The following is a 20,892-nucleotide window of genomic DNA, read 5'->3' on the forward strand; positions in this document are numbered from 1 at the left end:
GCTGTGACTTGGAAGTCAGGCGCATTTTCTAACAATAATTCCGGCCTTGCTATCCCTTTTTGCACATTAAGAATATTTAATTAAATCAAAAGTACTAACTCCATCCTGCAAGGAGGTAGCATATACCTCTTTCCACTGCCGGATCGAACATAAAAAACCCCGCCACGTTGCCGCGGCGGGGGACTTCTACGCTACGGAAGGAGGCTGGCTTAATGGGCCGCGGTGTCTCCCGGATGGGCCTTGCCGCCGAAGCGCTGTTTCACCCATTCGCGCAAGCCCTGGAAGAAGACATAGAGCATCGGAATCAGGAAGATGCCGAGAACGGAGGCGCCCACCATGCCGGCGAACACGGCCGTGCCGACGGCGCGGCGGCTGACCATGGCGGCGCCGGTGGCGATCACCAGCGGCACCAGGCCGAGGATGAAGGCGATCGATGTCATCATCACCGCGCGGAACCGCATCTTGGCGCCGAGAATGGCGGCATCCCGGATCGGCAGGCCGGCCTCGCGCTGCTCCTTGGCGAACTCGACGATCAGAATGCCGTTCTTGGCGGCGAGTGCGATCAGCACCACCAGACCGATCTGGGCGTAGACGTCGAGGGAGAGCGTAGCGATCGGCATGCCCGTTATCGAGCCGACCCAGGCCAGGAACTGCGGGACGAACAGGATGCCGAGGAAGGAGGTGAAGACCGCCACCACCACGGACAGCAGCACGGGGATCGGAATCACCCAGCTCTCATAGAGCGCCACCAGGAACAGAAAGGCGAACAGCACGGCAAGGCCCAAAATGATGCCCGTCTGGCCGGAGGCCTGGCTTTCCTGATAGGAGGTGCCGGTCCATTCGAAGCCATAGCCAGGCGGCAGGGTCTTGGCCGAGACATCGGCCATCGCAGTCATGGCATCGCCCGAGGAGATGCCGGGCTTGGGCGAACCGTTGATGCTCACCGCGCGATAATTGTTGTAGCGCGCGATCGTCTGCGGCCCGAGCTGGGTCGAAATCGAGGTGATGGAGCGCAGCGGCACCATCTCGTTCTTGTTGTTGCGGATATAGATCTTCCACAACGCCTCGGTATCGTTGCGATCGCCGATCTCGCCCTGGATGTTGACCTGCCAAGTCCGGCCATAGAGGTTGAAGTCGTTGATGTAGGCCGAGCCCAGTGTCGCCTGCAGGGTGGCGAACACGTCCGACATCTGCAGTCCCAGGGCCTGGGCCTTGTCGCGATCGATATCGAGGAAGATCGAGGGATTGTTCGCGCTGAAGGTGGTGAACACGCGCGACAATTTCGGATCCTGGTTCGCGGCCGCGATCAGCCCCTGCGCGACGCCTGCCATGGTTGCCGGCTCGGCGCCCTCCAGATTCTCCAGCATGTACTGGAAGCCGCCCGTGGTGGACAGGCCGATGATCGGCGGCACGTTGAGCGCGAGCACCTGCGCGGTGTTGATCGACTGCGTTGCGCCGAACACTCTGCCGATCAGCGTCTGGGCCGAGTCCGCCGCCTTCTTGCGGTCTTCGAACGGCTTCAGGCGCGCCACCATGAAGGCGCTGTTCGACTGGGCACCGCCGTCGAGGAACGAGAAGCCGACGATCGCCAGATTGTCCTGGATCTGCGGCATCTGCTTGAGGATGCCTTCGACCTGTTCCACCACGGCCGTGGTCCGGTTGACCGAGGCGCCGTCCGGCAATTGCAGAACGATGAAGAAGGCACCCTGGTCTTCCTCCGGCACGAAGCCGGTCGGCGTCTTTCCGGCAAGATAATAGGTACCGGCGGCAAAGGCTGCGACGGCAACCAGGCTGAGCACGGAGACGCGCACCAGCCTCGTCACCACGGCGGCGTAACCGTCGCGGACATTGTCGATCCGCCGCATCACCCAGGCCATGATGCCGCGCTTCTTGCTGTGACGCAGGAAGACGGCGCACAGAGCGGGCGACAGCGTCAGGGCGTTGAGGGCGGAGATCAGCATGGCGGCCGAGATGGTCACGGCGAACTGGCGGAAGAGCTCGCCCGTCAGGCCCGGGATGAAGGCGATCGGCACGAACACCGACAGCAGCACCAGGGTGATCGCGATGATCGGAGCGGTAATCTGGCTCATCGCCTTCTTGGTGGCGGCGACCGGCGACAGTTCCGGCTCTTCCTCCATCACGCGTTCGACGTTCTCGACCACCACGATGGCGTCGTCAACGACGATGCCGATGGCGAGCACCAGCGCCAGCAGCGACACCGTGTTGGCCGAATAGCCGAGCGCCAGCATCACGGCGAAGGTGCCGACCAGGCTGACGGGCACGGCAATGGCCGGGATGATGGTGGCCCGCAGGCTGCCCAGGAACAGGAAGACGACGACCACCACCAGGATGAAGGCCTCGATCAGCGTCCGGATCACCTCGCCGATGGTGTCGGAGACGAAGGTCGAGGTGTCGTAGACGATGGTGGAGGACAGCCCCTTGGGGAAATTCTTCTGAACTTCCGCGAGGGTTTTCTGGATTTCCTTGGATGTCGCGACGGCGTTGGCACCGGGCGACAGATAAATGGCGACCGCGACGGCGGGCTTGCCATTCAGGCGAGAGGTCTGGTCGAGATTCTGGGCGCCCATCTCGACGCGAGCGACGTCGCGCACGCGCAGCACGGAGCCGTCGGGATTGGCGCGCACCACGATATTGCCGAACTGCTCGGGCGTGGCCAGGCGACCCTGCGTCTGCAGGTTGAGCTGCAATTGCTGGTCCGACGCGGCCGGCTGGGCGCCGATGCGTCCGACCGGCGCCTGCACGTTCTGGGCCTGGATGGCGCTGGCGATGTCGGAGGGCTGGAGCCCGAGATTGGTCATGCGCTGGGTGTCGAACCAGATCCGCATGGAATAGTTCTGCTTGCTGAACAGGCTGGCCTGGCCGACGCCGGGCGTGCGGGACAGCCGGTCGAGCACGTTGATCGCCAGATAATTGGTGATGAACAGCGGATCGAGCTTGGGATCGTCCGACGAGAACAGCACGAATTGCAGGATCGAGGACGAGCGCTTCTGCACCGTCACGCCCTGGGTTCTGACCGTATCCGGCAGCTTGGCGAGCGCCGCCTGCACGCGGTTGTTGACGTTGACCGTGTCGATATCGGGGTCGGAGCCGAGAGCGAAGGAGACGGTGAGGCCGTAGCTGCCGTCATTGCCGCTGTTCGACTGCATGTACAGCATCTTGTCGACGCCGATGATCTGGGCTTCCAGCGGCTGGGCCACGGAGGATTCGACCACGGCGGCCGAGGCACCCGGATAGCTGGCGCTGACCTGGACCTGCGGCGGCACCAGGTCGGGATATTGGGCCACGGGCAGGAAGCCCATCGCCAGGGCGCCCGCCAGCGTGATGACGATGGCGATGACGACGGCAAGGCGCGGCCGGTCGATGAAGACGGATGAAAACATCTTACTTGGCCGCCCCATTGTTGGAGGCGGGGATCGGCGAGGGCGCGACCTTGATGCCGGGACGGACTTTCTGGATCCCGTCGACGATCACCTTCTCGCCTTCGTTGAGGCCGGCCGAGACCATGGCGGTCGCCGGTGTGGTCTGGCCGAGCTGGACGCGACGCTGCTCGACCGCATTGTCCTGGCCGATCACATAGACATAGCTGCCCTGCTGATCGGTCAGCACGGCACCGCGCGGAATGCCGAGGACCTGGATCGGCTCGACGCCCTCCAGCAGCACGGTGACGAATTCGCCGTCGATCAGCGGCCGGCGGTTGATCTCGCCGGGCGTGGCGCCGGAGACGGTGGGGTTGGCGATTTCACCGCGCAGGGTCACCGTGTCGGTGCCGTTGGCGATCGACGGATCGACATAGTTGAGCTTGCCATCCTGCTCATAGGTCGAACCATCGGGCAGCTTCAGCTTGATGCGCACGGCGGCAAAACCACCGCGGCTGCCGTAATATTTCGACATCTCCAGGAATTGCGGCGACGGCACCGGGAAGGTGACATACATCGGATCCTGGCTGACGATGGTGGCGAGCGTTCCGGAGGTCGGCCCGACGATGTTGCCGGTCGTGACGGCATAGCGTCCGATCTTGCCGTCGATCGGCGAGGTAATCGTGGTGTAGTCGAGGTTGATCTGCGAGGTGCGCAGCTGGGCATTCGCTCCCAGGATCTGGGCTTCGAGGGCTTGTTGCGAGGCAATCGCAGTGTCGACCGTCGACTGCTGGCCGGCAGGCGTCTTGAGCAGGGCCTGGGCACGCTCGGTCGTCAGCTTCGCATTGCGAAGCTGGGCTTCGTACTGGGCGATCAGCGCCTTGTTGACGTCAACGGCGGCCTGGTAGGGCGGCTGTTCCAGCCGGAAGAGCACTTCGCCCTTCTTGACCTCTCGCCCTTCGGTAAAGGGGGTTTCCTCGAGCTGGGCGGTGACGCGGGCCACGATGTTGACCCGATTGATCGCCTCGACGCGGCCGATGAATTGCTGCGTCTGGGTGATCGGCATCTTGGAGGCGACGATGAAGCCTACGGCCGGGGGGCCGGCATTGGGCATCTGGGCGGCTGCCGGCGAGACGAGGACGGGCGACATCGCAGTCGAACCGAGCAACGCCGCGAGGGCGACCATCGGCAGCGGGCGACGCCGGGCGCGGAGGTTGGAAGAAAGAAAAGACCGTATAAATGCTGCTATCATCACGCGCCCTGTCGCAAGATGCCAGCCGCTGAGGCACTTGGCATCCCCATCGCAGTGATGCGGCGCCACGAGACAAACTGGATCAAAATAAAAAACAAAAACAATTTAGTAGAATGAGCTGCTCTTTTGGAAGCTCCATTGTGGCAGATCAATGGCTTCGGCGGCTTAAACCGGCAAGCCAGAGTCGCTCCTGCCCCAAATGGGACATTTTTGCAACAGGGCCGATATTGCCCCAGCCCGAACATGGCTTTCAAAAAACGCGACAGGGCCGCAGAATCTTTCTACAGAACCTCGGCAAGAAAAGATGAGGCGTCGGCCCGTTGAGGACCCACCGGCGCAAGGGGGACGTCATGAGTGATTTTGCCGGCAAGGCCGTGATCGTGACCGGCGGCAGCCTTGGCATGGGGCTGGCCTGCGCCACACGCTTTGCGCAGGGCGGCGCCGATGTGCTGATCGTGGCCAACGACAAGGCTTCCATCGAGACCGCGCTCGCCGGCCTCGGCCCGCAGGCGCGCGGCCTGGTGGGTGACGTGCGCAAGGCGGCAGACATGCAGGCGGCCGCGACAGAGGCGGCGAGTGCCTTCGGCGGCGTCGACATCCTGGTGTGCTGCGCCGGCATCCAGCGCTATGGCACGGTGGTCGAGACCCCGGAAGAGGTGTGGGACGACGTGCTCGACGTCAATCTGAAGGGCATCTATCTGGCAGCCAAATACGCCATTCCCGAAATGCGCAAGCGCGGCGGCGGCGCGATCGTGGCGATTTCCTCGGTTCAGGCTTTCGCGTCGCAGACATCCGTTGCCGCCTATACGGCCAGCAAGGGCGGCATCAATGCCCTGGTGCGGGCGATGGCGCTCGACCATGCCGGCGAGAACATCACCGTCAACAGCGTCTGCCCCGCTTCGGTCGACACGCCGATGCTGCGCTGGGCGGCCGATCTCTACAAGGGCGACTCGACGGCGGAGGCCACCCTCGCCGCCTGGGGCAAGGGCCACCCGATCGGACGCATCGGCCAGCCCTGGGAGATCGCCGAGGCCGTCGCATTCCTGGCCAGCGACAAGGCGCGTTTCATCACCGGCAGCGATTTCAAGATCGACGGCGGCGTGATGGCCAAGCTCGGCATCGTGCTGCCGCAATAAGGTTCTCCGGGCGCGCTGGATTCGCCCGAACGGCGCGCCGGTCCCCTGCAGGAGCGAGGCGGGGACCTGGACCGGTTTATTTCACCACGGTCTCGCCACCAGCCATCTTGGGCGCCGGTTCGCCGCTGGCGGCGCTCGGCATAGCGGGGCTCACCGCCACCAGCGGCGGAGCGGTCGCGGGGGCGAATTTCGAATCCACGAATTCGAGGGCATCCTCGATGGTCTTGCGCCACAGCGACCAGGTGTGGTCACCGTCGGTGACGCGGAATTCGATGTTGATCTTGTCGGCCATCAGCGTCTCGTAGAGGGCCATGGACCCGCGCCAGAAATTGAGGCCGTCATGGTCGCCGACGGTGAGATAGATCGCCGGCAATTCGCTGCCGGCTTCGATCTGCCGGGCGAGCAGGGTAAACACATTGGCGTCGTTGAAGCGCCGGGCATCGAAGGGCGTGCCGAAGGCACCGCCGAAATGGGCGCCCTCCGGCGGCAGGTCGGGGCCTCCGACCACGGTGGCCTGATCGATGCGCTTGAAATAGCTGCCGCTCGCGCCTTCCCATGCCGTCTGGGTCTGCGCAGTGGGGATGTTCTGCCAGATGGCGCCGGACAGGCTGGCGACCGCGACAAAGCGGTCCGGCCGCTTGAAGGCAAAGCGCAGCGCCCCGAAACCGCCCATGGAAATGCCGGCGATGGCGCGGGATTTGCGCGTGCAATGCGGAGCAAAGCGCTTCTCGAAGGCCGTGGGCAGTTCGTTGAGGAGCGCGGTTTCGTAATTGCCCGGCCCCTTCACATCGGCTGAATCGACATACCAGCTGTTGCCGGCGGAGGGCATCACCACCATCATCGGGTTGATGCGCCCGCTCTTGATCAGACGGTCGAGCGTGACCTTGATGCTGGCAAGCGACGACCAGTCGCGATTATTGGCGTCGCGGCCATGCAGGAGATAGAGCACCGGCCAGCCGGTTTCCGGCGCCGGCAGGTCCGGACGATAGACCGACACGGTCAAGGGCCGGCCCAAGGCCTTGCTCGGAAACGACATTTCTTCCAGCGTGCTGGCGCTGGCGCCGGCAAGCATGGTCAATCCGGCCAGGAGGCCGAGGCAAAGCGCCGCAGTCCTGCGGGCAACAGCAAAAATTCGTGCGGGTTCGGTGCGGACCATGCGCATTTCAAGCTCGTATTGTGCCGTGCGACAAGCGAATTCGTCGAAAGCCGGCGATCGCTGCCCGCATCCATCGCATGGTTGCCGCGCTGAGGCCGTTTGACCCGCCGCTTATGCCGACAAGCTGTGTCGCAAATTAGGAAAACAAAAACAATTTCTAGCCTTTGCGCTGCCGGAGCGTCGTTTTGTCGAACAGCGTGGCGATGATGCAACAGGACATGCAACTTTTTGGCCGCAATTTCGTTCATCCCCGGTACAGGATGAGGCCGCCACTATGTCGCCAGGCTCCAAGAATCGCTTCTGGACTTAGTCGAGCGAGGTGCTGAAGGAGGGATGCCGAAGAGCTGGCATCCTGTCGTGGCAATCCAAGCGCGCCGCGGCGACAGCAGTGATGGAAGTGGAAGGCGCGTATTATGGATAATCAATTTAGCTTGTTGCGGCTGGCACGGCCGATGCGCCCCTATCTGCTTACGGCGCTTTTGTTCGTGCCATGCTATTTTCTGCAGTCCTATCTGGGCTGGCATAGCTATTCATACTTTGTCTTTCTGCCCGCGGTCGTGCTCGCAGAGGTTCTGTTCGGCTTTGGCATCGGCCTGTTTGCCATCCTGCTGACGGCCACGATCGTCACTTTCCTGTTCATCCAGCCCTTCTATACGCTGTGGCTGGCGCCCGCCCAGCTTCCGGCGCTGGCCCTGTTCGCCCTCACGGCAATCCTGATCTTCGGCGCCTGCGAAGCGGTGCGTCTGCTGATCGACTATGTCACCGATCGCCGGCAGAACCCGCCGAAGCCCGTCGCTGCCAGCCCGGCGGTGAAGCCCAATCAGCGCGCCGTCTCCGTCGACATGTGGCGTGGCTTCGTGCTGTGCACGATCTTCATCAATCACATGCCCGGTAACCTCTTCGAGGTGATCACTTCGCGCAATTTCGGCCTGTCCGATTCAGCCGAGGCCTTCGTGTTCATGTCCGGCGTCGCCATGGCGCTCGCCTATGGCCGCAAGTTCAATGCCGGCAAGGAAGCCGACGTCTCCCTGGCGCTCGGCAAGCGGGCAGTGAAGCTCTATGGCGTCCATGTGCTGATGACGCTGGCCGGCATCGCCATTTTCGCTGCCGGTGCGCTGCATTGGCGGATGCCCGATCTCATGGCGATCCATGGGCGTGACCTCTACGTCCAGGACGCCGGCACCTTCCTGCTCGGAACGCTCTCGCTCGGCCATCAGATCGGCTATTTCAACATCCTGCCGCTCTATATCGCCCTGATCGCCCTGGTGCCGGCCCTGTTCTATTTGGCGCGGCTGCATATCGGCGTGATGCTCGCTGCCTCGGCGCTGCTTTACGGCCTGGCCCGCTATTATGGCTGGAACCTGCCGTCCTGGCCGGTTGCCGGGGGCTGGTTCTTCAATCCCTTCACCTGGCAGTTCATGATGGCGATCGGCATCGCGGTCGGCCTCCTGCTGCAGCAGGGGCGCCTGGCGATCTCCAAGCCGCTGTTCGCCCTTGGCGGCCTGATCGTCTTCGCGGGTGCTTTCGTGGTCACCAATGGCTTCGGCCTGTCCTTCGGCGTGCGTGAGGCGGTCTATGGCTGGCTCGACCTCGACAAGACCAATCTTGGCCTCGGCCGCCTCGTGCACTTTCTGGGCATGGCGGGCTTCATCTACGGGCTGGGCATCTCGCCCAAGCTCGCCTCGCTGCGGGTGATGCAGCCTCTGATCATGCTCGGCCGCCACAGCCTGCTGGTGTTCTTCCTGCTCTCGCTGCTGGCCGGAGCGGGCCAGGTGGTGCTGATGACGGGCCACGACGCGCTGTGGATCCAGATCGCCCTCGTCTGCGGCGGCATCGCCTTCCTGTGTGCGGCCGCCAAGTTCAGCGAGGCGGAGAAGGCAGCCGGCGGCCCGGTCATGGTGCGGGGCTGAACCAGCCCCCCTCAGCGGAACAAGGGCAGGATGGCTCGAACCCTGCCATCCCGCAGATAGAGGCCGCCCCACATCAGCACGCCGAGATAGACACCGAAGAGGAGGTGGCTGAAGATCGGCGTGCCCGCCCTGAGATTGGTGGCGATGGCGCCGCCAAGCAGGCCGGTGAGCAACACCGCTCCCAGGACCGAGCTGCGCGGAATGGCGTAGAGCACCGTGGCGGCGAGGGTGATCACGCCGATTGTGCGGGCATGTTCGGGCGGATAGCCGAGGCCCTGCATGGTGTCGATCACCACCTGCAGGGGAACCAGCTTGATGGCGCCGTCGAAGATGAGAAAGGCGACGACCAGGGTGCTGAGCACGATGCCCGTCCAGTAGGCACCCTTGGAGATGGAGGCGGTTTCGTTCGGCATGGCTTCGTCCTCGGTATTGGCGGGAGCGGGGCTGTCCGCCCGTTGCCACAAGGACGTTCGTCTGCCTGCGGAGCCGACAGGGCTCCGGCAAGATCGCTCGCTTTTTCCGTTGTTAAGAGCCGCTGCCCGACTACCTGCCGGCGCCGACCTGCGACAGGCGTTGAGGGAAGCGGGTCGGGCATCCGGTCATGGCGATTGGCCCGGCGTCCCCTTCTGGCGCGCGACGGCAGCCGCGCGGAGCACCCAAGGCGGCGCTCGATCGCGCCCCTGACGGTGCCCCCTCAGTTTCGAGCAAGGCCTCAGCCTGCCTCCCATGCCCGTATAGGACCGCGACGAAGCGATAGTGGCGGCAGACCGACGGCGCTCACAGCTTGAGCGTCACCCGGGTGTTCAGGAGCTGGCTGCGCCTGGCGCTGGAGCCCAGCTTGATCTCGAAATCGCCCGCTTCCAGCACTGGCTGCAGGTCCCTGCCGGGGAAGGCCAGGTCCCTCGCCGCCAAGGCAATGGTGACGGTGCCGCTCTGGCCGGGATCGAGGCTGATCTTGGCAAAACCCCTCAGTTCCAGCAGGGGCCGGGACAGGCTCGCCACCAGATCATGCGTGAAGAGGAACACGGTCTCCTGGGCAGTCCGCTTGCCGGTATTGGTCACCGTGGCGCTGACCTCGATGGTATCGTCAGGGCCGAACACAGTCTTGCTCACCGTCAGGCCGGACAGGGCGAAGGCGCCATAGGTGAGGCCATGCCCGAAAGGAAAAGCCGGCGCGTTGGGGGCGTCGATATATTTGGAGGTGTAATGGTCGTTCGGGTTGAAGGGGCGGCCCGTCGGGTATTGCTCGTAATAGAGCGGGGCCTGCCCGACCGCGTCGGGCCAGCTCACCGGCAGGCGGCCGGAGGGCGATTCCTGCCCCATCAGGAGATCGCCGATGGCCGGGCCGGCCTGTTCGCCGGGCCACCAGGCCATCAGCACGGCCGAGGCGTTGTGAAAGAGCCAGGGCAAGGTGAGGGGCCGGCCGGCGAAGAGCACGACGACCACCTTCTTGCCGAGCGCCAGGATCGCCTCGGCGAGCTCGCGCTGCTTGCCCGGCAGTTCCGGATGGGCGCGGCTGGCGGCTTCCCCGCTCATCGGTGCCGTCTCGCCCAGGCAGAGCACTACGGTGTCGGCAACCCGCGCCGCTTCCACCGCGGTGGCGATGCCGGACATGTCGTCCGAGTTGATCTTCACGCCCTCGGCCTGCGCCACGACGGTGGCGACCTTGCCGAGGCTGGTGCGCAGGGTGATGCTGTCCTCGGCGACCGAGGCGCCGCCCCACGGGCCGCGCATGTCGGCCTGGGCGTCGGCCAGCGGGCCGATCAGGGCGATGCGCTCCGTGCGCGTGAGCGGCAGGGCGTCGTTGTAGTTGGTGAGCAGGACGCAGGATTTGCGGGCCGCGTCGCGGGCGACCTCGTGATGGTCGATGTTGCCGGCCATGGCAGCCAGGGGCGCCGTGCCGCGCCGATAGGGCTGGTCGAACAGGCCGAGCCGTTCCTTGAGGGCGAGGACACGCCGCACGCTGGCGTCGATCTCCGCCATGGTAATGAGGCCCGCTGACAGCGCTTCCGGCAGATGCTTGCGATAGGCGTTGGAGACCATGTCGATGTCGACGCCCGCCCGCAGGGAGAGGGCGGCGGCCTCGGCCAGGCTGCCGGCCACGCCATGGTTCATCAGCTCGGCCACGGCATTGTAGTCGCTGATGATGACGCCGTCGAAGCCGAGCTTGTCGCGCAGCCAACCCTTGAGCAGCGGCTCATGCGCCGTCATCGGCATGCCGGCCAGGCTGTTGAAGGCGGGCATGATGGCGGCAACCCCCGCTTTCACGGCGGCCTCGAAAGGGGGCAGATAGATCTCGTGCAGAGCCCGGTCCGAAACGTCCACCGAGGCATATTCGCGGCCGGCGACCGGCGCGCCATAGGCGCAGAAATGCTTGGCGGTGGCGGCGATCGAGCCGATGGCCGAGAGGTCCGAGCCCTGGAAGCCCTTGACCTTGGCGATCGCCATCTCGGCGTTGAGCCAGGAATCCTCGCCGGCGCTTTCGACGATGCGGCCCCAGCGCAGGTCCCTGGAGACATCGATCATCGGGGCGAATGTCAAGGCGAGGCCGTCGTTCCAGGCCTCTACCGCCGCGATGCGCGCCGTGCGCGCCCAGGCGGCCCTGTCGAACATGGCGGCTTCCGCCAGCGGCACCGGAAAGGCCGTCTTGTGGCCGTGGATGACGTCGAAGCCGAGCAGCAGCGGAATGCCGAGGCGCGATTCCTCCACGGCGATGCGCTGGACCTCATTGACGTGATCGACGCCGACCATGTTGAGCAGATTGCCGATATCGCCTGAACGAATGGCGTCCGGCGAATCCCCGCCGAGCAGGGGACCGGTCACCGCATAGCCGGAGGCAACCATATTGAGTTGGCCGAGTTTTTCTCGCAGCGTCATCTTGGACAGCAGGGTCTCGATGCGGCTCATCACAACTCCTCGTTCGGCAGATTGTCGCCGATCGCCGGACCGGCAGGCCGATGCGCAAATCAGCTTCTCTTCCCTGCTTAACGCCTCGCCGCTTCTGTTCAACCCCCACCTTGATTAGCATCGTCAGAGCGTTTCGGGGTTGGGCGGAATCGCCAGGAAGCGCAGAGACACGTCGGAACAAAGAGTTAGAGCAAATTGACGTTTCAGACGACGCGTTTTGCTCAGGGAATCGGAGAGAGCAGATGAGCGTGATCACGGATCTGGATCGCTGGATCGAGCGGCAATATCCCGTTGCCGTCCGGAACATGCAGCTTGCCATCTCCGCCACGGCCACGGTGAAGGAGCGGCCGGGTTTCGGCCAGACCATCACTCCGAAAAGGGGCTCGGTGGTGGCGTCGCCCGTGCCGGCCTCCTACGATCCGGATCCCGACTATTTCTTCCACTGGTACCGCGACTCGGCCGTGGTGATCGACGCTCTGCGTCAGATCGACCCCCTGTGGCTCGACAGCGATATCGCAGCGGTCCATTTCTGCGATTTCGTGGATTTCAGCCTGGAGCTCAACGCCCTCAGGGGCGCCGATCTGGTCGAGGGCCCGGATTGGCGGGCAAAGGTCGCCGAGGACTATCGGCAATTCGTGCGTGAAGATGCCGATCTGGCCAGCGTGGTGGTCCGCGGCGAAACGCGGGTTAACCCGGACGGCTCCCTCGACATCTCGCGCTGGAACCGTCCGCAATATGACGGTATCGCCGCCCGTGTGCTGGCGGTGCTGCGCTGGGCCTCCGGCCGATCCTTCGGCGTCAGGCATGATGATGCCATCGCGACCCTGCTGGACGAGGATATCCGCTTCGTCCTCGCCCATTGGCGCGAGCCGAGCTACGACATCTGGGAGGAGGAGAAGGCGCATCACTACTATACGCTTCGAATCGAGGCGGCCGCGCTGGAGGAGGGGGCCTCCTGGCTGGCGGCGCAGGGCGATGCCGCGACCGCCCAGCGCGCCCGGGCGGATGCGGCCGAGATCCAGGGCCGTCTCCATCATTTCTGGCAGCCCGAACCCGGCTTCTATCGTTCGCGGCTGACCGAGGACGGCAAGCCGACGCCGAAGGATCTCGACATCGCCGTCATCCTCGCTGCCATCCACGCCGGCGGCGCCCTGCCCACGCATTCGCCCCACGACATACGGATGGAAGCGACGCTGGATCGTCTCGACGCGATCTTCGAGGAGGACTACGCGATCAATCGGGGCCGGCCGGAGGGACGCGGCATCGCTCTCGGCCGCTACCGGGGCGACGAATATTATTCGGGCGGGGCCTATTATTTCTCGACCCAGGCGGCGGCCGAATTCTGCTATCTGCGCGCGGCGGCCCTGCGGGGGGCGGATCCCGCCGCTGCCGATCGCCTGAAGGCACGGGGGGATGCCTATCTGGAAACCATTCGTGCCTTCACGCCCGACAATGGCGAAATGTCCGAGCAATTCGACCGTGTGACCGGCGAGCATAGCTCCGCCAAGCATCTGGCCTGGAGCTATGCCGGTTTCATCACGGCGGTGGAGGCGCGAAAGCGGGCATGACCCTCACTCCATCGCCATGCTGTGATCCATTTCCGCAGGCTTGGCGGCCTTTCGCAGGAAGAAGACCAGCGGCATCGCGGCCAACGTCAGCAGCATCATCAGCTTGAAGTCGTTGATATAGGCGATGATGGTCGCCTGCTGGCCGACCATGCCGTCGAGCATGGTCTGTCCAGCGGCGCTCAGCGGGTCGAGCAGTCTGGCCCGGGTCATGTCCTGCAGGGCCTGGTTGTAGGGCGTGATGTGGGCGACGAGATCGGCGTGGTTGGCCTGGGTGCTTTCGATCAGCAGGGCCGAGGTCATGGAGATGCCGACGCTGGAGCCGATATTGCGCGACAAATTGTAGAGGCCGGTGCCGTCGCCGCGCAGGCTGGCGTCGAGGGTCTGGAAGGTCACCGTGGTCAGCGGCACGAACAGGAAGCCCAGGCCTGCGCCCTGCACGAAACCGGTGACGATGATCTGCCATTGCGAGATATCGGGGGTCCAGCCGGTCATGTCGTAGAGCGACCAGGCGGTCAGCCCGAAGCCGATCAGCAGGAGCAGGCGCGTGTCGAGCTTTCCGACCAGGCGGCCGACGATGAACATGCAGACCATTGTGCCGATGCCGCGCGGCCCCATCACCAGGCCGGCGGTCACCACGGGATAGCCCATCAGCGATTGCAGATAGGGCGTCATCAGCGCCATGGCGGCGTAATAAGTGAGGCCCACGGCGGATATCAGCACCACCCCGACGGCGAAATTGCGGTCCACGAACAGGCGCGGCTTCACGAAAGTATCCTTGCCCGTGAAGGTGTGGACCAGGAAGATATAGAAAGCGCCGGCGCAGATCAGGGCCTCGAGCTGGATCTCGCCCGAGGAGAACCAGTCGAGCTGCTCGCCCCGGTCGAGCAGCACCTGCAGCGCGCCGATGGCGATGGAGAGCATGCCGAAGCCGAGCCAGTCGAGCTTCACGGCCGTGCTGCTGCGGGTCTCGGTGACGAAGGCCATCACGCCGAGCATGGCGACGAGGCCGATCGGCAGATTGATATAGAAGATCCAGCGCCAGGAAATGTGGTCGGTGAGCCAGCCGCCGATGACGGGGCCTAGCACAGGCCCCACCATCACGGCGACGCCGAATACGGCCATGGCTCCGCCGCGCTCCTCCGGCGTGTAGATGTCGAGCATGATGGCCTGGGCCAGCGGCACGAGAGCGGCGCCGAACACGCCCTGCATCAGGCGGAAGCCGACGATCTGCACCAGGGATTGCGCCATGCCGCACAGCATGGAGGCGACCACGAAGCCGATGATGGAGACGAGCAGCAGCCGCTTGCGGCCGAACCGGGCCGCGAGGAAGCCGGAGGGCGGCGTCATGATCGCCGCTGCCACGATATAGGAGGTCAGCACCCAGTTGATCTGGTCCTGGCTGGCGGCGACGCTGCCCTGGATATGGGGCAGCGCGATATTGGCGATGGTGGTGTCGAGCGCTTGCATGATCACCGCCAGGATGACGCAGGCGGTGATGGCGCCGCGATTGGCGACCTTGGGGGCAGGCAGAGCGGGACTGGAGATTGGGCCGGCGCTCGCGGTGGCGGATGCGCTCATGGCAGGCCTCGTTCGCAAAGATCTGGGATTATAGGTGATGAAATAAACAGGTGCTCAAAATGCGGGCCGGCGCGCGGCGAGGCGCGACGGCGTTATCGTCAGCCGGCCTGGTGGTTGCCTTGAGGCTTGTCTTGGCCGAACCAGCTCGTCACGAAGCTGGGCAGGCCGCGGGCATGGCCGGTATCGACACCGACCACCACGCTCATGCCGACACGCAGGGCCGGCTTGTCGGGCGCGGGATCAATGCTGATGCGCATGGGAATGCGCTGGACCACCTTCACCCAATTGCCGGAGCTGTTCTGTGCAGGTAGCAGGGAAAAGCTCGAGGCGGAGGCAGGGCTGATGGTCTCGACCGTGCCGGTCCAGGTCACGCCCGGATAGGTGTCGACCGAGATCTCGACCGGCTGGCCGGGCTTGACATAGGTGAGCTCGGTTTCTTTCGGGGTCGCGTCCACCCAGATATTGGTGGTGGAGACCAGGTTGAAGGCGCGCTGGGAGGCGTTGAGATAGGCGCCGCGCTGCAGGGCATCGACATTGGTGACGATGCCGTCGAACGGCGCCCGGACTATGGTGTCGCCGAGGTCGCGCTTGGCGTTGTCGACGGCCGATTGGGCCTGGAGGTAGAAGGGGTTCTTTTCCACCGGCAGGGAAGCGTCGCCGCCGAGCTGGGCCAGCATGGCCTGGGCATTGGCCTGGGCCACGATGACCTTCTGGCGCGCCGCATCGAGATCATGCTTGGCCTGGTCGAAGCTCTGCTTGGAGGCGGCGCTGGAGGATTGCAGGTCCTGCTGGCGCTTGAACTGCGCCTCATAATAGGGAATATCCGCCTTGGCCTGCTCGATCTGCGCCTCGGCCTGGGCATAACTCGCCTGCAGGGTCAGGACCTGGTTGCGCACGGTGCCGAGCTGCGCCTCCGCTCCTTCCAGGGCAGTGCGGTAGCTGTCGGGACGGATGCGGTAGAGCACGTCTCCCTTCTTGACGGCCTGGTTCTCGACGACGTCGATCTCCACCACCGTGCCGGCGACGTCGGTGGATATGCCGACCATCGCCGCCTGCACATAGGCGTTGTCCGTCTCCATCACCTGCCCGCCGGTGACGTAGAAATAGCCGCCTGCCACGAGGGCGACGGGAAGCAGGGCAAAGAGCAGGGGGCGGGTCAGCGAGCGCCTGCGCATCTTGGCCGGCTGCGGCGTGGCCGTGTCCCGACTGGCCTTGTCGCCGGAGAGGCCGTCGATCTCGATAGGGTTTTCGAGTTTCTGGGTCTGGTTGCTGCCGTCAGCCATGATTTGCCTCCTTCTCGTCGACCGGCTGGCGGCAGGCTTCGAGAAGGTTGGCCTTCATCTGCGTCAGGGTGTCGAGTAGTTTCACGCGGTCTTCGTCTGGGATGGACGCCAGGGCTTCCGCCCGCGTCCGGTCGCCGAGAACGCGCATCTCGGCGAGAATGGGATGGGCGGCCGGCGTCAGGAAGAGCAGCCAGACCCGGCGGTCGCTCGCATGCTGGCGCCGTTCGATCAGCCCGCGCGCCTCGAGCTTGTCGAGAATGCGCACCAGAGTGATCGGCTCGATTTCGAGCAGTTCGGCCAGCCCGCTCTGATGGATGCCCTCGCTGCGGGAGAGAAAGGCGAGCGTCTGCCATTGCGAGCGCGTCAAGCCGATATCGCCGGCCCGCTGCTCGAAGCGCTTGCGCATCAGGCGGGCGACGTCATGCAGGATGAAGCCGAGGGTGGGCGGATTGAGCATCTCTAGAACATGCCGTTCTAATTATAAGCTTGCTTATCTTTAGGCATGATTATAACAAGGATGCCTCGAATGCAATCGCGCAGATGGTGCGGAACCGAAAAATGGCTGCTGATCACGCGAGATTTGATCGGGGTTCGGCGCTGACCGCGGCTGGCCTGGTGGGCGCGGCCTGTTTTGCGCTGGTGCTCGGTACGCATCCTGCGGCTGCCGCCCCGCGCTTCGTCAGCTGCGGCGGCGCTGCCATGTTGGGGGCTGCGCTGCTCAATTGCTCCCACCTCGCGCCGACCAAGCCGGCGCAGCTGTGCAATTTCAGTTGGAGCCTCCTGCAGGTCGGTAACGTCCCGCAGGTGGTGAGCGGCTCCTTCCTGCTGCCGCCGGGCGCCAACAACGCCCAGGTCTATCAGGGGGCCGGCTATGTCGCCGCGCTGGCTTCGCCGGTCATCCTCTGCCAGGACCAGAATTGACCTCGATCTGCGGTCTCTGGCGCCCCGGCCTCTCTATTGCCCCCACACCGCCCCAAAACAGCCCCTTTTGGTTCACACGCCATACAAGTTGGCTAGGCTATCGCTTAGGTTGTACTCACAGGCCAAGAGCCGTTCGAGCTCGGCCCATGCCGGGTGGAAACCAAGAGGGCCAGATCAATGTCCGCGACGTTTCGCAGCGCCTTTGCGCTCCTGTTCATCCTGCTGGCGGCGAGTTTGCCGCTGCAACCTGCCCGGGCACAGAGCCAGGGCGAAAAGCGCATTGCCCTCGTCATCGGCAATGCCGATTACAAGGCCGGGCCCCTGGCGACCAGCGCCAATGACGCCGGCCTGATCGCCCAGACTCTGCAGGCCGCCGGTTTCGACGTCACCGGTGCCCGGGACCTGGACCAGGAGTCGCTGCGCAAGGCGTTCCGTGAATTCCTCGACAAAGCCTCCGCATCGGGCCCCGACACGGTGGCTTTCGTCTATCTCGCCGGTTATGGCCTGCAGTCGGAAGGGCAGAATTACTTCGTGCCCGTCGACGCTGCCATTCAGTCACCCGCTGCCGTGCCGGCAGAGGCCGTACGGCTCGCCGATTTCATTCGGCCGCTCGGCGCCTTGCAGCTGAAGGCCAGCATCGTGGTGATCGATGGTGCGCGCGAAAACCAGTTCGCCCGCGGCGACCAGCCTCTCGCCGGCGGGCTTGCGCTCGTCGATGCCGAACCCAATGGCCTGATCGCCTTCAATGCGGCGCCCGGCACGGTAGCGCCGGCCGAACAAGGGCCTTATGGCGCCTATGCCCAGGCCCTCGCCGAAATGATGCGCACAGGCGGGCTGCCGATCGCCGAGGTGTTCGACCGCACCCGGCTGCGGGTGAGCGAGAAGACCAATGGTGCCGTGCTGCCCTGGAGCGCCTCGAAGCTTGGCGAGCCCTTCGCCTTCTTCGACCGTGCGGCCGATGCGCCCGCCCCGCAGGTTTCCCTGGAAGAAGAGAGAGCGATGCAATCCAAGCGCATCGCCGATTTCGACGCGCGGGATGCCTATGTCGCCGCCGTGGACCGGGACACCATGCAGGGCTATCAGGACTTCCTGACCGCCTTTCCGCGCGATCCCATGGCCAAGCGGGTGCGCGCCATCGTGGCCGCCCGGCGCGAGGCCATCACCTGGCACGAGACCTGGAAGCGCGACACACCCAATGCCTATTGGTCCTATCTCAAGCGCTATCCGCGCGGGCCCCATGCCTGGGACGCCCGCCGCCGCCTGAGATATCTGTCGGCCGAAATCGAGCCGCCGGCGCGTTTCGACGTGATCGAATATGACGTGCCGCCGCCGCCGGAAGTCGAGATCGTCTATGTCGAACGTCCGGTGATCGTCTTCTCCGATCCGGAATTCGACCTGCCGCCGCCTCCGCGGCCGCCGGTGATCTTTCTGCCGCCGCCGCCCCGCGATTTCGTGGAGCTGCCGCCGCCTCCGCCGCCGGTCGATGCGTATGTGCTGCCATCGCCGCGCTATGTCGCGGTGCCGGAATGGGTGCGGCCGCCGCGCTATGTCGAGCCGCCTCCGCAGAATTTCATCTTCAACAACATCCACAACGCCACCGTCATCAACGAGACGCTGGAGGCTCCTCCGGAGCGCATGCGACCGCAGGAAGGCGAGGGCGGTCTGACGGCCGGAGAGAAGGCGGCCGGCGCGGCGATCGCCGTCGGTGCGGGCGCTGCCGCGGCCCGTGTCGCCCTGCCGCCCTTCCTGCGCAATCGGGGCGGACGGGGTGGCCAGCCGGGCATGACGCAGCCGACGGCGGCGCCACAGCCGGGCGAGCCCGGCCTGGCTCCGGCCCCCGGCGAACCGCAGAAGCCGGGGCGCCTTCTGCCGGGACAGGTTCGTCCAGGCGAAGCGCTTCCTGGCCAGGAAGGCCAGCCCGGCCGAGTGCTGCCGGGACAGGAAGGTCAACCCGGACAGGCCGTACAGCCTGATACGTTGAAACCGGGGCAGGCTCAGCCGGGCCAGCCCGGTCGGCTGCTGCCGGGACGAGCCCAGCCGGGCCAGGCCGCCCAGCCGGATGAAACCAGGCCGGGCCAGCGCCAGCCCGGCAAGGCCCTGCCTGGCATGAACGGCGAGGCGCTGCCGCTCGACAATGGCAAGCCGCCGCTCGCCGGAAAGCCATTGCCTGGTCGTCTGCAGCCCGGCGGCAAAGCCGGCAAGCCCGGGCAGCTCGGCCAACCCCTGCCCGAGGGGCAGCCGGATCAGACCCAGCCCCAAAAACCCCTCCCGGGGCAGAAGGGCCAGGGCCGCCTGAAGCCGGGGCAGCCGCAGCCGGATGGTACCGCCCAGCCTCCGGCCGAGAACGGCCAGCAACTCGGCAAGCCCCTGCCGGGAGCCGACGAGTCGCAGCCGCTTCCCGGTCGTAAACGGCCAAAGGGCCGGCAGCCCCAGGATGACGGCGCCCAGGCTCCGCGGCCTGGCGTCACCCCCGAGGACCAAGCCGCGCCGGATGCCGGTGCGCCATCGCAGCCGGCAGGCCGCAAGCGTCGCCCGGCCCAGGAAGGACAGGGCCTTGGCGAGCCCTTGCCACCAGCCGGACGGGCCTTGCCGGATGGCAGCGGGCAGCCGCAGCCCCAGCCGGGCCGCCGTCGCCCACGCCAGCCCGATGCCGGGTTTGCGCAACCGGATGAGCCGGCCCAGCCGTCCGGCCGCCGGCCGCGCCTCCAGCCAGGCGGCGGTGACGAAGGTGGGGCAGCCATGCCGCGCCAGAAGCGCTTGAACCCAGCGCCGGATATGGAACCGGCCGTGAATGCGCCACGTCAGAATCGGCTGCCGCGTGCGCAGCCCGACCTCGACGGTGGGGCCCCCCGGCCGATGCAGCGGATGCGGCCGGCGCCGGAAGAAGGTGGTCCGGCCGCGGGTGGCGGCGGACGCCAGCGCCGTTGTGGCGGCCAGGGCGCACCGCCTTGTGAATGAGAATGAACGAGAACACCGCCCGGCTTGCCGGGCGGTGTTGCTTCAGGCCGGTTGCTGGAACTTTTCCTGTCAGAAGCCGCTGACGACGTAGCCGCCGTCGACGGGCAGCGTGGTGGCGGTCACGAAGATCGAGGCGGGCGAAGCGAAGAACAGGGCGGTGCCGACGAGATCGTCGACCGTGCCCCAGCGCTTGAGTGCCGCCTTGCTGGCAATCTTGCCCGCCGGCACCGGGTCGGACCACAAAGGCTTGGTCATGTCGGTGCGGTGATAGCCGGGCGCGATGGCGTTGACGCGGACTCCTTCGGGGCCGAATTTGTGGGCGAGGGCGCGGGTAAGCCCCATGATGCCGGTCTTGCTGGCGCAATAGGCCGGCACGCTGTCATCGGCAAGATAGCTCAGCATCGAGGCGAAGTTGATGATCGACCCTTGCGATTTCAACAGCAGGGGGTGGGCCGCCATGGCGAGGCGCATGGCACTGTTCATGTTGACGTCGACGACTTCGAGATAGGTTTCCTCGGTCCATTCGGCATCGGGGCGGGCGATGCCCTGCGCGTTGACGAGCACGTCGAGGGCCGGCAGCGCCGCAAAGAAGCGCTCGACCGCCGCCTTGTCGCGAACGTCGAGCTGCTCGAAACGAATGGAGCGGTCGCCATTGGCGGCCTTGGCCGCCGCAAGGCGCGCTTCAGTGGAGCCCGTCGCGATGACCTCGGCGCCGAGGCTGGCAAAGCCCTGCGCGATGGCAAGGCCGATGCCGCTGGAGCCGCCGGAGACCACGACGGTCTTGCCTTCGAACAGGCCGGGACGGAAAGCGGAGAGCGCGTCCTGCATGCGTGTTTCCTTCGATTT

At 65.4% G+C, this 20,892-nt stretch carries 14 protein-coding genes; 5 read left to right on the plus strand and 9 right to left on the minus strand.

Going from position 1 to position 20,892, the window contains the following annotated elements; translation table 11 throughout:
* Nucleotides 1-209: 209 nt before the first annotated feature.
* Both C5L14_RS19960 and C5L14_RS19965 read right to left on the minus strand, forming a co-directional pair.
* Nucleotides 210-3,401: an efflux RND transporter permease subunit gene (locus C5L14_RS19960; RefSeq protein WP_105863821.1), complete on the minus strand. Its 3,192-nt coding sequence runs from the start codon at nucleotides 3,399-3,401 to the stop codon at nucleotides 210-212.
* Nucleotide 3,402: 1 nt separating this feature from the next.
* On the minus strand, nucleotides 3,403-4,527 hold the full coding sequence (locus tag C5L14_RS19965; protein WP_245443443.1) for an efflux RND transporter periplasmic adaptor subunit: 1,125 nt from the start codon (nucleotides 4,525-4,527) through the stop codon (nucleotides 3,403-3,405).
* Between the two features lie 452 nt (nucleotides 4,528-4,979).
* Between C5L14_RS19965 and C5L14_RS19970 the strand changes: the two genes are divergently transcribed.
* Nucleotides 4,980-5,765 carry an SDR family NAD(P)-dependent oxidoreductase gene (locus tag C5L14_RS19970; RefSeq protein ID WP_105863823.1) on the plus strand — a complete coding sequence of 262 codons (786 nt, stop codon included), beginning with the start codon at nucleotides 4,980-4,982 and terminating at the stop codon, nucleotides 5,763-5,765.
* A gap of 76 nt (nucleotides 5,766-5,841) precedes the next feature.
* On the opposite strand, the gene C5L14_RS19975 is transcribed toward C5L14_RS19970, so the two are convergent.
* Nucleotides 5,842-6,921 (minus strand): alpha/beta hydrolase, encoded by a 1,080-nt coding sequence (locus tag C5L14_RS19975; protein WP_245443444.1) that lies wholly within the window; start codon nucleotides 6,919-6,921, stop codon nucleotides 5,842-5,844.
* Nucleotides 6,922-7,334: 413 nt separating this feature from the next.
* Here C5L14_RS19975 and opgC point away from each other — a divergent pair, with 413 nt between their 5' ends.
* Nucleotides 7,335-8,831 (plus strand): OpgC domain-containing protein, encoded by a 1,497-nt coding sequence (gene opgC / locus C5L14_RS19980; RefSeq protein ID WP_105863824.1) that lies wholly within the window; start codon nucleotides 7,335-7,337, stop codon nucleotides 8,829-8,831.
* An 11-nt stretch (nucleotides 8,832-8,842) separates the two neighbouring features.
* On the opposite strand, the gene C5L14_RS19985 is transcribed toward opgC, so the two are convergent.
* A complete protein-coding gene (locus C5L14_RS19985) occupies nucleotides 8,843-9,244 on the minus strand; it encodes a DoxX family protein (protein ID WP_105863950.1) in 402 nt (133 codons plus the stop codon).
* 364 nt (nucleotides 9,245-9,608) lie between these two features.
* Complete coding sequence (locus tag C5L14_RS19990) at nucleotides 9,609-11,738, minus strand: glycoside hydrolase family 3 N-terminal domain-containing protein (protein WP_105863825.1); 2,130 nt, start codon at nucleotides 11,736-11,738, stop codon at nucleotides 9,609-9,611.
* Between the two features lie 242 nt (nucleotides 11,739-11,980).
* On the opposite strand from C5L14_RS19990, the gene C5L14_RS19995 reads away from it, so the two are divergent.
* Nucleotides 11,981-13,306 (plus strand): glycoside hydrolase family 15 protein, encoded by a 1,326-nt coding sequence (locus tag C5L14_RS19995; protein WP_105863826.1) that lies wholly within the window; start codon nucleotides 11,981-11,983, stop codon nucleotides 13,304-13,306.
* A gap of 3 nt (nucleotides 13,307-13,309) precedes the next feature.
* Here the strand turns inward: C5L14_RS19995 and C5L14_RS20000 are convergent, their stop codons facing one another.
* The 3 genes from C5L14_RS20000 to C5L14_RS20010 all read right to left on the minus strand — a co-directional run bounded on the left by C5L14_RS20000 (nucleotide 13,310) and on the right by C5L14_RS20010 (nucleotide 16,624).
* On the minus strand, nucleotides 13,310-14,884 hold the full coding sequence (locus C5L14_RS20000) for a DHA2 family efflux MFS transporter permease subunit (protein WP_105863827.1): 1,575 nt from the start codon (nucleotides 14,882-14,884) through the stop codon (nucleotides 13,310-13,312).
* Between the two features lie 98 nt (nucleotides 14,885-14,982).
* Entirely contained in the window at nucleotides 14,983-16,167 is a 1,185-nt protein-coding gene (locus tag C5L14_RS20005) for an HlyD family secretion protein (protein ID WP_105863828.1), read from the minus strand.
* Nucleotides 16,160-16,624: a MarR family winged helix-turn-helix transcriptional regulator gene (locus tag C5L14_RS20010; protein ID WP_105863829.1), complete on the minus strand. Its 465-nt coding sequence runs from the start codon at nucleotides 16,622-16,624 to the stop codon at nucleotides 16,160-16,162. Before C5L14_RS20010 ends, C5L14_RS20005 begins: the two co-directional genes overlap by 8 nt.
* Before the next feature lie 101 nt (nucleotides 16,625-16,725).
* Here C5L14_RS20010 and C5L14_RS20015 point away from each other — a divergent pair, with 101 nt between their 5' ends.
* A complete protein-coding gene (locus C5L14_RS20015; protein ID WP_105863830.1) occupies nucleotides 16,726-17,088 on the plus strand; it encodes a hypothetical protein in 363 nt (120 codons plus the stop codon).
* 177 nt (nucleotides 17,089-17,265) lie between these two features.
* Nucleotides 17,266-20,046, plus strand: coding sequence for a caspase family protein (locus C5L14_RS20020; RefSeq protein ID WP_105863831.1), 2,781 nt, complete (start codon nucleotides 17,266-17,268; stop codon nucleotides 20,044-20,046).
* Nucleotides 20,047-20,115: 69 nt separating this feature from the next.
* On the opposite strand, the gene C5L14_RS20025 is transcribed toward C5L14_RS20020, so the two are convergent.
* On the minus strand, nucleotides 20,116-20,874 hold the full coding sequence (locus tag C5L14_RS20025; RefSeq protein WP_105863832.1) for an SDR family NAD(P)-dependent oxidoreductase: 759 nt from the start codon (nucleotides 20,872-20,874) through the stop codon (nucleotides 20,116-20,118).
* Between the last annotated feature and the right edge of the window lie 18 nt (nucleotides 20,875-20,892).

This window comes from Labrys okinawensis (assembly GCF_002982075.1).
Taxonomy (GTDB): domain Bacteria; phylum Pseudomonadota; class Alphaproteobacteria; order Rhizobiales; family Labraceae; genus Labrys; species Labrys okinawensis_A.